We start from the raw sequence: 13,970 nt of genomic DNA, 5'->3' as shown, positions 1-13,970 counted from the left end.
GAGGGGGTGACCCCTCACCCTACTCGATTTCATCGTCAAACTCTGGGGTCGGGCCGCGCGCAGGCCCACACACTTCAGGAGAACCCATGTTTGACCACGTCAAATTCGGAGTCAGCGACTATGCAGCGAGCAAGGCGTTCTTCCTCAAGGCACTCGAACCGCTCGGCGTAGCGGTTGCCTCGGAGGGGCCGCCGGCGTACGGTGTCGAGCTTTGCCCAAAGGGCAAGGCTTCATTGTGCCTGTTCCAGACCGAGGAGAAGCCGGCGCATCTGCACCTGGCGTTCACTGCCGAGAATCGCCGGCAAGTCGAAGCTTTCCATCGCGCGGCCCTGGAGGCGGGTGCCAAAGACAATGGGGCGCCTGGTCTGCGGCCGCACTACCACGCCAACTACTACGCAGCGTTCGTCATTGGTCCGGACGGGCACAACATTGAAGTGGTTTGCCACCAACCCGAGGCCTGACCCTGCCATCGAGGGACGATTATTTCCCCTCGGGGTATTCCAGCTTCGGATACCAATCCGCACCCCGGCCTTCCGGCGTGGTGTCCAGCAGGGTCCACAGCGGATCCAGGTCCGGCGCACCGCGCGGGTCCTGACCTGGGTCGACCGAGAGGACATACATCTCGCTGCTCCAGAAATGGCGGATCTTGCCGTCCCGGCGCGTAAAGACCGAGTAGCCCGGAACGTCGGCATCCTCGGGGCTGACATAGTCGCGGGTGAAATCGCCGTCGACGTCCGCATAGGCCTTCAGCTTGGTCCAGCCTCGTGCCTTCTTGGCGGCGACCAGGCGATCGACGGGCGAGCGGGCGATCATCGCCAGCGCCACGCGCTGCTCGATGTCCGGAACCTTGTGATCCCACGACGCCATCACTGACGTGCACATGGGGCAAGGCTGTTCCCGCTGCGGTCCGAACATGTAGCTGTAGATGACCAGGGTGTCCTTGTCGCCGAACAGTTCGGCCAGCGTGACCGGACCGCGTTCTCCCTGGAATGTATAGCGCTTGGTCACCTCGCCGCCCGCGGGCAGGCCGCGGCGCTGTTCGGCCACGCGTTCAATGTGGCGCCGCAGCTCGATCTCCTCCGCGAGCAGCGCATTGCGCGCCTTGCGGTACTCCGCGCTTTCATTGGGAAACCGGACCGGGTTTTGTTGCGCCAGCTCAGCTGAGGGAATGAGTTTTGCAGTGGTGTTCATGACGGTCCTCCTGCCAGGATAGCTACCGCGAATGGCCGGGGAATGTGATGCCGTCGCGCTGCGTCGGCCTTTCGGCGGCCCTCTCGTAGTTCGTGGCAGGCTGGGCCGAAATGTTCCGCGCCATGCAGGGCCGATGCTGCCAGTGGCGTGGCCATTGCCTTTCCATTTGAGAAAGGATGGTGGAGAAAGCCGCGATTCCAGCCTGGCCCGCCTTCCCCTCATCATGTCTGTGGCGCAGCAATGCGGCAGATGCCTGCCGCCCTTCGACCGCAGCCCGTCCCTACGCGCCAGTGCGATGAGCCGTGCCTCATATCGGCACGCTGCGGCCGACCCGCAAACCTGGAAGTCATGCCAATGAAGATCGTATTCCTGGACCGTTCCACCATCTCGCCGCAGACCACGCTGCGAGCGCTGCCGTTCCCGCATGAGCTTGAACTCTACGGGGAAACGGCTGACGAGGACGTCGCCGCGCGCATCGCCGCCGCGGACGTGGTCATCACCAACAAGGTGAAGCTGGATGCCCGCCAACTTGAGCACGCACCGAACCTGAAACTTATCGCCATTGCGGCGACCGGCACCGATGTTGTCGACCTGCAAGCCTGTGCCGCCCGCGGCATCGTCGTCTCCAATATCCGCAACTATGCCGTCCATACGGTGCCGGAACATACCTTTGCCCTGATCTTCGCGCTGCGGCGAAGCCTGGCCGCCTATCACGATGCGGTCCGGCGCGGCCGCTGGCAGGAATCCGGATCCTTCTGCTTCTTTGACTACCCGATCAAGGACTTGCACGGGTCGGTGCTTGGCATCGTCGGCGACGGCGTGCTCGGCCAGTCGGTGGCCAGGATGGCGAGTGCGCTGGGCATGCAACCGCTGTTTGCGGCGCACAAGGGACGCGAGGGCATGGGCCCGCTGTACACGCCTTTCGACGAGGTGCTGCGCCGTAGCGACATCATCACCTTGCATTGCCCGCTGGTGGCGCAGACACGCAACCTGATCGACACCGCGGAGTTCTCGAAGATGGAACGGCGCCCGTTGCTGATCAACACTGCCCGAGGCGGGCTGGTCAACGAAGCGGCGCTGGTGGCAGCGCTGCAATCCGGAAAGGTGGCGGGGGCAGGCTTCGACGTTGCGACGCAGGAGCCGCCCGGCGCGGAGCACCCGTTCCAACAGTTGAAGGATGCGCCGAACTTCATCCTGACCCCGCACGTTGCATGGGCCAGCGACGAGGCCGTGCAAGGCCTGGCCGACCAGCTTATCGACAATATCTGTGCCTTCGCGCAAGGCGCGCCCAGGAACGTGGTGGCCGCATGACGTGCCCGCCGGACGAAGGATGGTGCCGACAATGAAAGCAGCAGGACTCAAGGTGCTGGTTGCACCTGACTCGTTCAAAGGCAGCCTCAGCGCGACCGAGGTGGCGGATCGCATCCGCGCCGGCATCCGGCGCGCGGTGCCTGGTGCGGATGTCACGGTCGCACCGATTGCCGATGGCGGCGAAGGGACCGCCGAAGTCCTGGCGGCCACGCTTGCGGGCGTGTGGGAAGCAGTGGTTGCCACCGATGCCAATGGCGTGCAAAAGCCGGTACGGTACTTCCGCGGCCGCACGCAGGAGTTTGGCGAGCTTGCGATTGTCGAGGTGGCTGAAATTGTCGGTCTTCCGCACGCCCTGGTGGCGCCGGGGCAACGCACGACCAGGGGAATCGGCCATGTCATCCGCGCGATCGCTGAGCGGGGTGTCGATACCATCGCGATCGGGCTGGGTGGATCTTCCACCAATGACGCAGGCGCCGGCCTGTTGGCGGAAACCGGCTTTTGCTTTACCGATGCGCAGGGCAACGCATTGTGGCCAACGCTGGATACGCTCGACGCGATCGGCGCCGCAACGTATCAGCGGCCTGCGCAGCTTGGCGGCGTCCGGCTACTGGGCCTGTCCGATGTCAACAATCCGCTCTGCGGGCCAAACGGCGCGACCTTTGTCTTCGGCCCGCAGAAGGGCGTGCAAGACCTGGCCGCTGCGGATGCCCGGCTGGAACGGTTTGCAACGCGATGCGCGGCCATAGTCGGGCTGGATGTTGCCGATGCGCAAGGCAGCGGCGCCGCCGGCGGCATCGGCTTTGCGTTGCGCCTGCTCGGCGCCGAGATCGTTCCCGGCGCGGCCTTTGTGCTGGGTGCTGCCGGTCTCGATGCAGGGCTCGGCGCCTTCGACTGGGTCATTACCGGCGAGGGACGATCCGATGTGCAGACCATGATGGGAAAAGGTCCTGCCATGATCGCGCGCATGGCGCGCCAGGCGGGTGTGCCGGTGACGCTGCTGTCAGGGGCGGTCGAGCCCGATGCCGGGCTGGCCGAAGCCTTCGACGGGTGCATTTCGATTCAGCAGGGGCCGGTATCGATCCGCTTTGCGATGGAGCATGCGGCGGCGTTGCTTGAGGATGCTGCGTGCCAGCTTGCGCGCCTGTACATCGCCGCCAGCAGCCAGGAAAATCGCCTGGACGTATAGCAAAAGAGTCTCCCCGCCTGGGGAGACCTTCCACGCATCGACGATACTTAGTCGGCGCGAATATTCGATGCCTTGACCACGAGCGACCAGGACGCCAGTTCCTGATCGACGAACTTGCCTAGCTCCTGCGGCCCCATGTAGGCAGCGAAGGCGCCTTGTTCCTCGATCTTCTTCCTGTACGTGTCGCTGGCCACGATCTTCTTCACCTCCTGGGACAAGCGCTCGACGATGGCCGGCGGGGTATTCGCCGGCGCAAACAGTGCAAACCAGGATTCCACCTCATAGCCCGGGAGGCCCGCCTCCGCGGTGGTCGGCACATTGGGCATGGAGGGATGGCGCTTCGGTCCGGCATAGGCAAGCGCCTTGATCTTGCCCGCCTGCACATGCCCGATCACGCTCGGCGGGGTCGTGATGAACATGTCGACCTGCCCGCTGATCAGGTCGGTGACCACGGGCCCGGCGCCCTTGTACGGTACGTGCGTCATCGGCACCTTGGTCTGCCGCGCCAGCATCTCGCCGGCGATATGCTGGATCGAGCCATTGCCGGACGAGGCATAGAACAGGCCCTTGCCATTGCTTTTGCCGTAGGCGACCAGTTCGGCTATCGATGTCGCGGGCAGCTTGCCGCTGACGGCGATGACGTGCGGCGCGCGCATGACCAGCGCCACCGGGACGAAGCTGGATGGCTTCCAGCGGATCTGCGGGAACAGCGCCGGATTGCCGACGTGGTAGCCGGAATACTGGAGCAGCAGTGTATAGCCGTCCGGCGCGGCCCGCGCCACGGCTTCGGTGCCGATATTGCCGCTGGCACCGGGCTTGTTGTCCACCACCACGGGCTGGCCAAGCGCGGCCTGCAGTTGTTCGCCAACCAGGCGGGCCACGATATCGGTGGATCCTGCCGGTGCGCTGGGCACCACCAGGGTGACCGGCTTGCTGGGGTAGGCGTTGGCGCTGTGGGCCGGGGCGGCCACAGCCAGGGCTGCCAGGGCGGCCGCGGCGATCGTCATGCGTTTCATGGGGGGCTCCTCCATCGTCTTGTCGGGTTGGCCGATCTTCAGTCGACCAGTTCTGATATCTCGATCAGGTTCAGGTCCGGATCGCGCACGTAGACCGAGCGGATCTTCTGCGTGGCACCGGTGCGCGCCACCGGTCCTTCGACAATGGGCCACTGGCATCGCTGAAGATGGGCGATGACGTCGTCGAGCGGGACCGAAGCGATAAAGCAAAGATCGAGTGCGCCGGGAACGGGCAGGTGTGCCTTGGGCTCGAACTCGGCGCCGCGCTGGTGGAGATTGATCTTCTGGTTGCCGAAGCGGAAAGCCAGGCGACCGTTGCCGAAGGTTTCAGGCTGCATCTGCATGACTTCGGTGTAGAAGTGCCGCGTGGCTTCGAGGTCAACACAGGTGAGCACCAGATGGTCGAGATGGTCGATCAGGGACATGATGGTTTCCGGGTGGGTGTCAGGGCTGGAAGGCCCGCTGTTCGGGAATCGCGTCGGCGGCAGGCATCGGATGCAGGTCGAGGCGGCGGCCGGCCTTCAGCAGCTGGCTTGGGACGTCATGGCCGATCAGGCCCGGCAAGCGCGCGGCGGCATCCAGGATGGCTGCCAGGTCGACGCCGGTGTCATAGCCGTCCAGTTCAAGCATATGGACGAGTTCTTCGGTGCAGACATTGCCGGTCGCGCCCGGGGCATACGGGCAGCCACCGAGGCCGCCGAGCGAAGCGTCGAAGCGGTCGATGCCCTGGTCCAGCGCGGCGAGCGTGTTGGCCAGCGCCAGGCCCCGGGTATTGTGGAAATGCAGGGTCAGCGCCAGGCCGGGGAACTGCCGCCGCGCGGCTTCGCACAGCCTGGCGACCTGGGACGGGAACGCCATGCCAGTGGTGTCGCACAGCGTCACGCCGTGGGCCCCCAGGTCAGCGAAGCGCTGCATCCAGTCCAGCACGTTTTCCAGCGGCACATCGCCTTCCATCGGGCAACCCATCGCGGTCGACAGCGAGATGTTGATCGCGGTCGGCGTCTCCCTCACCACGCGGATGACGTCGGCAAGCTGGGCAAACGATTGCTCGCGCGACATGCGCAGGTTGGTGCGGTTGTGGCTTTCGCTGACCGACATCACCAGGTTGACCTCGTCCACCTGGCAGGAGAGGGCCCGCTCGGCGCCGCGCACATTCGGCACCAGCACCGTGTAGACCACACCCGGGCGCCGCGCAATGCGATGCATCACCGCTTCCGCGTCGCGCAGCGCGGGAATCGCCTTGGGTGAGGTGAAGGAAGTCACCTCGATCCTGGCGTAGCCGCATGCGCTCAAGGCGTCGATAAGAGCGACCTTGTCATCGGTCTCGACAAAGCGTGCCTCGTTCTGGAAGCCGTCTCGCGTGGCGACTTCATGTATGTAAACCTTCCTGGCAGTCATGCCGGTCTCCTTGTCAGATAATCCCTGCCGCGCGCCATGCCTCGCGCTGCGCCGCGCCGATGCCAAGGCCTTCCAGCACCGCGTCGGTATGCTGGCCAAGCGCGGGGGCGGGGGTGGGCAGTGCGCCGGGGGTGGCGCTCAGCTTCGGCACGATGCCGGGCAACTGGACGGGGGTGCCGTCCGGCAATTGCGCGTCCAGGATCATGTCGCGCGCGCGGTAGTGCGGATCGCTGGCGATATCGGCGATGTCGTAGATCTTGCCCGCGGGGATGCGGGCGCCATTGAGCGCGTCGAGCGCCGCATCCAGGCTGCGCTGTGCCGCCCATTCGCCAATGGCGGCGTCGAGCATCGCGACCTGGCTGACCCGGCCGTCGTTGTGGGCCAGGGCAGGGTCGTCGCGCAGGTCGGGGCGCTCGATCATGTCCATCAGCCGCCTGAAGATGCCATCGCCATTGCCGGCGATCAGCACATACTTGCCGTCGGCGCAGCGGTACGCATTGGTTGGTGCGATGCCGGGAAGACTGCTGCCGGCCGCCTGCCGCACGGCGCCGAATACCGAGTATTCCGGCAGCAGGCTCTCCATCATGCTGAACACCGACTCGTACAAGGCCACATCCACGACCTGGCCCTGGCCGCCGTTCTGCTCCCGGTGCCGCAACGCCAGCAGGATGCCGATCACTCCGTGCAGTGCGGACAGGGAATCCCCGATGGACACCCCCACACGCACTGGAGTGCGGCCCGGCTCGCCGCTCAGGTGGCGCAAGCCGCCCATCGCTTCGCCAATGACGCCGAAGCCCGGCCGGTCGCGATAGGGACCGGTCTGGCCATAGCCGGACACGCGCAGCATCACCAGCCCGGGGTTGGCCGCGCGCAGGCTGTCCCAGCCCAGGCCCCAGCCTTCCAGCGTGCCCGGGCGGAAGTTCTCGATCAGCACGTTGCTTTGCGCGGCTAGCTTGCGCACGACTTCCTGGCCTTGCGGCGTGCGCAGGTCCAGCGTGACGGACTGCTTGTCGCGGGACTGTGCCTCCCACCAGACCGAGGTGCCTTCGTGCAACAGCCGCCACTTGCGCAGCGGATCGCCCGTGCCCGGCGGCTCGACCTTGATGACTTCCGCGCCGAACGCCGCCAGCATGCGCGCGGCAAACGGCCCCGCGATCAGTTGCCCCAGTTCCAGGACGCGAACGCCGGCAAGGGGCTTTGACTTGCTTGTTTCCATCTCGATGGCTCCTGCTGTGTGCTGGAGATAGTGGGTCAAAAGCCGTTGCCTGGTAATCGATGGATTTTCAACCGTCCTTTCCTTGCGGGAAAAGGTGGTCCATATTGCCGTGACCGGCACAACCCGCCACTTTGTCGGCTATCCCAGGCGGATCAAGGCCTGCATTGCGCTGCCGGGAGCCGGGCGCGCCGTTTGACAAGGCGCGAGCGGCTTACTAGCCTTTCCTGACTTTCAATCCAGTCGGCGCGCGTCGCCAGTGCAATCCGATGATCAATCCTGCCCATTTCGATCTCCAGTCCCTGCGCGTCTTCCAGCTGGTGGCCCAATGCGGCGGGCTGACGCAGGCGGCGAACAAGTCACACATGACGCTGTCGGCCCTGAGCAAACGGATCGCAGATCTTGAGCGCACGGTGGGATGCGCGCTGTTCCTGCGCGTTCGGCGCGGGCTTGAGCTGACGCCCGCTGGCCATGAGCTGGTCCAGCATGCGCGCATGGTGCTCGACAAGGTCAACCAGATGGCGGGCGAGATGAGCGACTTTGCCACCGGCGTGCGCGGACACGTCAAGGTCTGGGCCAATACGTCAGCCGTGATCCAGTTTCTTCCGCACGACCTGGCAAGCTTCCTGGCCTCGCAGCCGATGATCAGGATCAGCCTGGAGGAGCGACTGAGCCAGGACGTGGTGGTGGCGCTGCTGTCCGGTGAAACCGATATCGGCGTGTTCGCCGACAACGTGCCGGCTTATGACATCAGGAAGTCTGTCTATCGGCGTGACCGCCTGGTCGTCCTGGTGCCTGCCGGGCATCCACTCGCCGGGCGCTCGGAAGTGAGTTTCGACGAAACCCTGGAGTACGACTTTGTCGGCCTCAACCAGGGCAGCTCGCTGCTGCAGCGCCTGACCGACGCGGCATCGGCACTGGACAAGGTCGTGCGGCTGAGGATCCAGGTCAGCAGCTTCGATGCGATCTGCCGGATGATCGAGGCCGGCCTGGGCATCGGTGTCCTACCAGACGGCGCGGTCCGGCCCGAACTGCTGGGGGCTGGGCTGCATGCCGTCTACCTGTCCGATGCCTGGGCCTCACGCATTCTCTGGCTGGGCGTGAGGGATGAAGCTGGTCTCCTGCCGGAGGCAAGGACGCTGCTGGAGCATCTGCGTGCAGCGGGGTCTGCCAGCGCGAGTCGTTGATGGCATGGATGTGCCGTGATGCCGGTCACCGACGGTCCACAGGACGCATTTCACCGTCAGCACGGCCTGCCAGGAGATGACGGCGCGCCGGGCGGTGGCTAGTCACGCAAATGCTCGTCCATGAATTTCCGGAATATTTCCATGCTGGGTGCCTCGGTTCGCCCCGCCAGGGTGAAAAAGGCATAGCGGGGGCCATCATCGACCGCTGGGGTCGTGACCAGTTCGCATAGCTTCCCTTCGGCAATCTCCGCACGCACTGCGGCGACGATGCTGAACAGTATCGCGTCGGAATCCAGCACAGCTTCGACAAGGCTCCGGACATTCTCGCACCTGAGGCTCAGGCAATGCTCCGGATCGGCGCGCGGTCCGAAGCGCTTCACCAGGTTGCGCGCGACTTCCGTGCTGAGCGGGGCGGAAGCCAGCGGATAACGCATGACATCGTCAAACGTTACAGCGTCTCCGCCGGCGGCCTGTTGCACAAGCGGATGTCCTGTGCGGCAGATAAAGCGACCCTGCAACGCGTTCAGCAACTCGTGGCGAAGGTCCGTTGCTGGCGCCACGCTGCTCACCTCCACGAGGACTGCATCAAGCGATCGCTGACGCAGCTGGATCATCAGCGCATCGGAAGTACCAAGCGACACGCTGACCTGTATGCCGGGATGGTGCCTGGCCATGTATCGCAGAAACGGCGTCGCCAGCACTGCGCCCGGCCCGGCGCCCAGGCCGACGCGGATGGCACCCAGGTGATGGTGGTGGAACAGTTCGACGCTGCGATGCAGTTCCGCTTCCTCGAACACGATGCGCCGGGCTCGGTTGGCAATCAGCTCCCCCAATGGGGTCAGCACATTGCGCTTGCCGTGCCGGTCGATCAGGCGGCCTCCCAGTTCATCCTCCAACGTCTGGATGCTCCGGCTCAGCGCGGACTGGGTCAGGTGCAGGCGTTGCGCCGCCTGGCTGAAGGACGCCATATCCGCCACCATCAGCAGATGCTTGAGATGTTTGAGATGCATTGCGCACTTTGTAATGAGATTTTTGAATAAATTTTAGACTGATAATGCATTGGACGCATGCTGGAAGGCGCTTTACGATCCGATTCCACAAGAACACGCATTGAGGAGACAGCCATGACCCGATTCAAGAACGGCCGCCGTTGGCTCGGCGGCTTGGTTGCAGCACTGCTTCTTGCCGGCCTGGCGCCGGCACACGGCTTTCCTGACCGGCCGGTAACGCTGATGGTGCCGTTCCCGGCGGGCGGCCTCTCCGACGTTGTTGCCCGGAACCTGAACGGGTCCCTCGCCCGGCAGTTCGGGCAGCCGGTCATCGTCGAAAACCTCGGGGGAGCTGGTGGAGCGATTGCCGCGCAGAAGGTCCTTCATGCACCGGCCGACGGCCATTTGCTATTGCAGGCAGGGCCCGGCGAACTCATCACTACGCCGCTCGCCAATGCCGCAATCAAATTCAGGAGCGAAGATTTCCGGCTGGTGCATATGGTCGGCGCTGTCGATCTTGCCATCCTGGTGCGCAGGGACCTGCCGGTAAAGGATGTCGACGAACTGGCCGCCTATGCCGCGCAGGCAGCCAAGGCCGGCAAACCACTGACGTACGCGAGCGTCGGCATCGGCTCGCTCTATCACCTCCTGGGGGCGCATATGTCCCAAACCATCGGAGCGCCGATGACTCACGTGCCTTACAAGGGCGGCGCGCCCGTGATCCAGGACCTCGTTGGCGGAATCGTCGATATCTTTATCTCGCCGTTCGGCAAGCCTGATATCGAACGCATGCGCACCGGCCAGGTCAGGATGCTGGCGGTCCTGTCGCCCACACGCGTGGATGCAGTGAAGTCGGTGCCCAGCGTCAATGAAAGCAAGGCGCTGCGGGCCTTCAACTATTCAACCTGGGCCGGGATCTTCGTGAAGAAGGACACTGCCGAGCCGGTTGTGCAAGCGGTGCACAACGCGATTGTGCATACGCTGGCCGACCCGTCCGTGCGCGCCAGCCTGGATGCCGCGAACCTGCCTGCTTCCAGGCCGGTGTCGCTGGCGGAAAGCCAGAAGGCCTATCAGCAGAGCATTGAACAATACCGCGGCATTGCCCGTGCCATCGGCTTGCAGCCGCAATAAGGACGCCATGCATCCCATCCTGGCCGCGCTGCGGGACAGCGCCGAAGAGTTCGTAGCAGTTCGCCGTGACCTGCACCGGCATCCGGAACTCGGCTTCGAGGAACATCGCACCAGCGACATCGTGGCCAGCCTGCTCGCCGAATGGGGCTATGAGGTCGAGCGCGGGCTGGGGACAACGGGGGTCGTCGGCCGGCTGCGACGCGGTACGGGCCACCGCAGCCTTGGCATCCGCGCCGACATGGATGCCTTGCCGATGGCGGAGGCCACAGGGCTCCCCTATGCCAGCTGCCATCCCGGCGTGATGCACGCCTGCGGGCATGACGGGCATACCACCATGCTGCTTTGCGCAGCAAAGTATCTCGCCCGGCGCGGCGGCTTCAGTGGAACCCTGAACCTTATCTTCCAGCCGGCCGAGGAGGGGTTGGGCGGTGCAAAGAAGATGATGGAGGACGGACTTTTCAGGAAGTACCCTTGCGATGCCGTCTTCGCCATGCACAACGTACCGGGCACCGCATCGGGCCGTCTGCTGTTGCGTGAGGGCGCGGCGCAGGCTTCGGCCGACAACGTCACCATCACGCTGGAAGGCGTAGGCGGCCATGCGGCGATCCCGCACCACGCGGCCGACCCTGTCGTGGCCGGCGCCTCCATCGTGATGGCCTTGCAGACCATCGTGGCGCGCAATGTCGATCCGCTGCAAGCGGCGGTCATTACCGTGGGCGCATTCCAGGCCGGTACCGTCTCAAATATCATTCCCTCGCATGCCGTGCTCAGGCTGAGTGTCCGCGCACTGGACCGCGATGTGCGAGAGCGGATCGAACAGCGTGTCAGGGACCTGGTATCCGCGCAGGCGCAGAGTTATGGCGTCACGGCGCAGGTCGATTATCAGCGCGGGTATCCAGTCCTGGTGAATACGCCGGCTGAAACGGCGTTCGCGAGCCAGGTCGCCCTGGAGTTGCTGGGCCCGAGCCACGTCAATTGCCAGGCGTCGCCCATTGCCGCCAGTGAGGACTTTGCCTTCATGCTGGATGCCGTGCCCGGCTGCTACCTGTGGATTGGAAACGGCGAAGGCGGAATGGCCGGAGGCTGCTCGGTCCACAATCCCGGCTACGACTTCAATGACGGGAACATTGCTGTCGGTGCGGCATATTGGGCCCTGCTATGCGAACGTTTCCTCGCGGACTAACGCTGCCCGTTCTTCGAGCATGACTGGGCCTTGATCCCAGCCGGATTGTGCGGGCGGGCGGATCGGCCGGCGGGATGCACAGTCTTCCATCACCGGCCGGGCCGCCAGCGTTCGTCGACCCAGCGCCACCAGTGCGTTAGTCGGCACGGGGGCACGGTGATCAAATGTCGAAGTAGAGCTGGAATTCCCACGGGTGTGGCCGCACCTTCAAGGTATCGATCTCGCGCGTGCGCTTGTAGTCAATCCAGGTCGTGATCAGGTCTTCAGTGAAGACATCCCCCTTGCGCAGGAACGCTGAGTCGGCTTCCAGCGCGCAAAGCGACTCTTCGAGAGAACCTGGTACCTGCCTGATGCGGGCGGCTTCCTCCGGCGGCAGATCATAGATGTTCTTGTCGAGCGGGTCGCCGGGGTCCGTCTGGTTTTCAATGCCGTCCAGGCCGGCGAGCAGCATTGCCGAGAAGGCGAGGTAGGCATTGGCGGACGGGTCAGGACAGCGAAATTCAACGCGCCTGGCGCTCGGGGAATCCGAAACCATTGGAATCCGCGCCGCGGCGGATCGGTTGCGCTGCGACATGGCCAGATTGACAGGCGCCTCGTATCCGGGCACCAGCCGCTTGTAGGAGTTTGTGCTCGGTGCGCAGAAAGCCATCAGCGCCGGGGCGTGGCTGAGCAAGCCGCCGATGTACCAACGGCACATCTGGGACGTCTGCGCCCAACCGTTCTTGTCATAGAAGAGGTTCTCGGCGTCGCGCCAGAGGCTCTGGTGGCAATGCATGCCGCTCGCGTTGTCGGCAAACAGGGGCTTGGGCATGAAGGTGGCGACCTTGCCGTGGCGCCGCGCAACGTTCTTGCAGATGTACTTGTACATCATCACGTTGTCTGCCATTCGCATCAGTGGCGCAAAACGCATGTCGATTTCGTTCTGGCCCGCCGTGGCGACCTCATGGTGATGCACCTCGACCTGGATGCCGGCCTGCATCAGCGCGAGCACGATTTCGGAGCGGATGTCCTGCAGCGTGTCGCTTGGTGGCACGGGAAAGTATCCACCCTTGTAGCGCTGCTTGTAGCCGAGATTGCCCCCGCCATAGGCGCCTTCGTCACGGCCCGAGGTCCATTCGCCTTCGGCGGATTCGACATGGTAGTAGCCAGAGTGCTGGTCCTGCCCGAAGCGGATGGAGTCGAAAATAAAGAACTCCAGTTCGGGGCCAAGGTAGCAAACCGTGGCAAGACCGGTTTGCTGGAGGTAGAGCTCTGCCTTGCGTGCGATGTGGCGCGGATCGCGCGAATACGGCTGGTGCAGGACAGGGTCCAGCACGTCGCAGATCAGCGCCAGCGTTGGGGCTGCGCAAAACGGATCGATGAATGCCGTGGCCGGGTCGGGCCTGACCAGCATGTCGGACTCGTGGATTTCCTGGAACCCGCGAATGGAAGACCCGTCGAAGCCGATGCCGACAGAGAATAAGTCGTCGTTGACTTCCGGCAGCGTGATCGAGAAGTGCTGCCACACGCCGGGCAAGTCGGTGAACCTGAGGTCAACGACCTGGATCGCGTGCGTCCGGATCAGATCGATGACTTCGCCGGGGTTTTGCGGCGGTGCAACGTGATAGCTGCCGGGTTCTATTGAGACCATGCCCATATCCGCCTCCGTCATCTGCGCGCAGCTAGTTCAACATTAGCCTGTCAGATTCCGAATGGAAAGCGCCTCACCAACCCCGCAGTCCTGCCGAATGGCTGTGGTCGCCAGCCTGACTCAAGCCGGCTTCCCCTGACTTTCGCTTGGTTTGCCTATTGTTCCCGAGCAGGCGATAGCACGAGTAGCGTAGACGTGCCGTGGGCCAGGACGCGCCCGTCCTTCGCAAGCACGCGAGCTTCCGCGGTAATGATCTGGCGGCCGTGGCTGACAACGCGGCCTTCGACACGGACCCGGCCTGTATCGGGCTTGATCGGCCGGGAGAAATTTCCCTTTGTTTCGACAGTGGTGTAACCAGTGCCGGCGGGAAGAAGGGAGTTGGCTGCGCAGGCGGCTGCGCTGTCGATGAGCGTCAGGGGCCATCCGCCGTGCACCGAACCCATTGGATTGAGCAGTCTGGACGACGGCTCGCCTTCGAACGCGGCGAATCCGTCGCCGACCTCAACTAGGGCGTGTTCACACTAATTGGATTTAG

Annotated in this window: 13 protein-coding genes and 1 pseudogene; 6 read left to right on the top strand and 8 right to left on the bottom strand. The window is 64.3% G+C overall.

Features of this window, described 5'->3' with window-relative positions; genetic code table 11:
• Positions 1 to 86: 86 nt before the first annotated feature.
• Positions 87 to 461 carry a VOC family protein gene (locus tag CF68_RS32245; protein WP_035827075.1) on the top strand — a complete coding sequence of 125 codons (375 nt, stop codon included), beginning with the start codon at positions 87 to 89 and terminating at the stop codon, positions 459 to 461.
• 19 nt (positions 462 to 480) lie between these two features.
• On the opposite strand, the gene CF68_RS32240 is transcribed toward CF68_RS32245, so the two are convergent.
• Positions 481 to 1,191 carry a DUF899 domain-containing protein gene (locus tag CF68_RS32240; protein ID WP_035827072.1) on the bottom strand — a complete coding sequence of 237 codons (711 nt, stop codon included), beginning with the start codon at positions 1,189 to 1,191 and terminating at the stop codon, positions 481 to 483.
• Positions 1,192 to 1,545: 354 nt separating this feature from the next.
• Between CF68_RS32240 and CF68_RS32235 the strand changes: the two genes are divergently transcribed.
• Positions 1,546 to 2,502, top strand: coding sequence for a D-2-hydroxyacid dehydrogenase (locus CF68_RS32235; RefSeq protein ID WP_035827070.1), 957 nt, complete (start codon positions 1,546 to 1,548; stop codon positions 2,500 to 2,502).
• Positions 2,503 to 2,533: 31 nt separating this feature from the next.
• Complete coding sequence (locus CF68_RS32230; RefSeq protein ID WP_035827078.1) at positions 2,534 to 3,688, top strand: glycerate kinase; 1,155 nt, start codon at positions 2,534 to 2,536, stop codon at positions 3,686 to 3,688.
• A 47-nt stretch (positions 3,689 to 3,735) separates the two neighbouring features.
• Here the strand turns inward: CF68_RS32230 and CF68_RS32225 are convergent, their stop codons facing one another.
• The 4 genes from CF68_RS32225 to CF68_RS32210 are packed head-to-tail and all read right to left on the bottom strand — an operon-like array spanning position 3,736 to position 7,318.
• A complete protein-coding gene (locus CF68_RS32225) occupies positions 3,736 to 4,704 on the bottom strand; it encodes a tripartite tricarboxylate transporter substrate binding protein (RefSeq protein ID WP_035827067.1) in 969 nt (322 codons plus the stop codon).
• Positions 4,705 to 4,742: 38 nt separating this feature from the next.
• Positions 4,743 to 5,129 carry a VOC family protein gene (locus CF68_RS32220; protein ID WP_035827066.1) on the bottom strand — a complete coding sequence of 129 codons (387 nt, stop codon included), beginning with the start codon at positions 5,127 to 5,129 and terminating at the stop codon, positions 4,743 to 4,745.
• 19 nt (positions 5,130 to 5,148) lie between these two features.
• Entirely contained in the window at positions 5,149 to 6,102 is a 954-nt protein-coding gene (locus CF68_RS32215; protein ID WP_035827064.1) for a hydroxymethylglutaryl-CoA lyase, read from the bottom strand.
• Positions 6,103 to 6,115: 13 nt separating this feature from the next.
• On the bottom strand, positions 6,116 to 7,318 hold the full coding sequence (locus CF68_RS32210; protein WP_035827061.1) for a CaiB/BaiF CoA-transferase family protein: 1,203 nt from the start codon (positions 7,316 to 7,318) through the stop codon (positions 6,116 to 6,118).
• A 266-nt stretch (positions 7,319 to 7,584) separates the two neighbouring features.
• On the opposite strand from CF68_RS32210, the gene CF68_RS32205 reads away from it, so the two are divergent.
• A complete protein-coding gene (locus CF68_RS32205) occupies positions 7,585 to 8,502 on the top strand; it encodes a LysR family transcriptional regulator (protein ID WP_035827060.1) in 918 nt (305 codons plus the stop codon).
• 98 nt (positions 8,503 to 8,600) lie between these two features.
• On the opposite strand, the gene CF68_RS32200 is transcribed toward CF68_RS32205, so the two are convergent.
• Positions 8,601 to 9,512 (bottom strand): LysR family transcriptional regulator, encoded by a 912-nt coding sequence (locus tag CF68_RS32200; RefSeq protein ID WP_035827058.1) that lies wholly within the window; start codon positions 9,510 to 9,512, stop codon positions 8,601 to 8,603.
• A 114-nt stretch (positions 9,513 to 9,626) separates the two neighbouring features.
• Between CF68_RS32200 and CF68_RS32195 the strand changes: the two genes are divergently transcribed.
• Both CF68_RS32195 and CF68_RS32190 read left to right on the top strand, forming a co-directional pair.
• Entirely contained in the window at positions 9,627 to 10,622 is a 996-nt protein-coding gene (locus CF68_RS32195) for a tripartite tricarboxylate transporter substrate binding protein (protein WP_035827055.1), read from the top strand.
• Positions 10,623 to 10,629: 7 nt separating this feature from the next.
• Positions 10,630 to 11,805: a M20 aminoacylase family protein gene (locus CF68_RS32190; RefSeq protein ID WP_035827053.1), complete on the top strand. Its 1,176-nt coding sequence runs from the start codon at positions 10,630 to 10,632 to the stop codon at positions 11,803 to 11,805.
• 160 nt (positions 11,806 to 11,965) lie between these two features.
• On the opposite strand, the gene glnA is transcribed toward CF68_RS32190, so the two are convergent.
• Positions 11,966 to 13,441, bottom strand: coding sequence for a type I glutamate--ammonia ligase (glnA, locus tag CF68_RS32185; RefSeq protein ID WP_035827076.1), 1,476 nt, complete (start codon positions 13,439 to 13,441; stop codon positions 11,966 to 11,968).
• A gap of 149 nt (positions 13,442 to 13,590) precedes the next feature.
• A pseudogene (locus CF68_RS36785) lies at positions 13,591 to 13,929 on the bottom strand (PaaI family thioesterase); the annotation flags it as partial.
• Positions 13,930 to 13,970: the final 41 nt, after the last annotated feature.

The sequence above is a fragment of the Cupriavidus sp. SK-4 genome, from assembly GCF_000611125.1.
GTDB classification, from domain to species: domain Bacteria; phylum Pseudomonadota; class Gammaproteobacteria; order Burkholderiales; family Burkholderiaceae; genus Cupriavidus; species Cupriavidus necator.
Note: the sequence above shows the minus strand (reverse complement) of the source record. Positions and strands in the feature narration are given on the sequence as shown.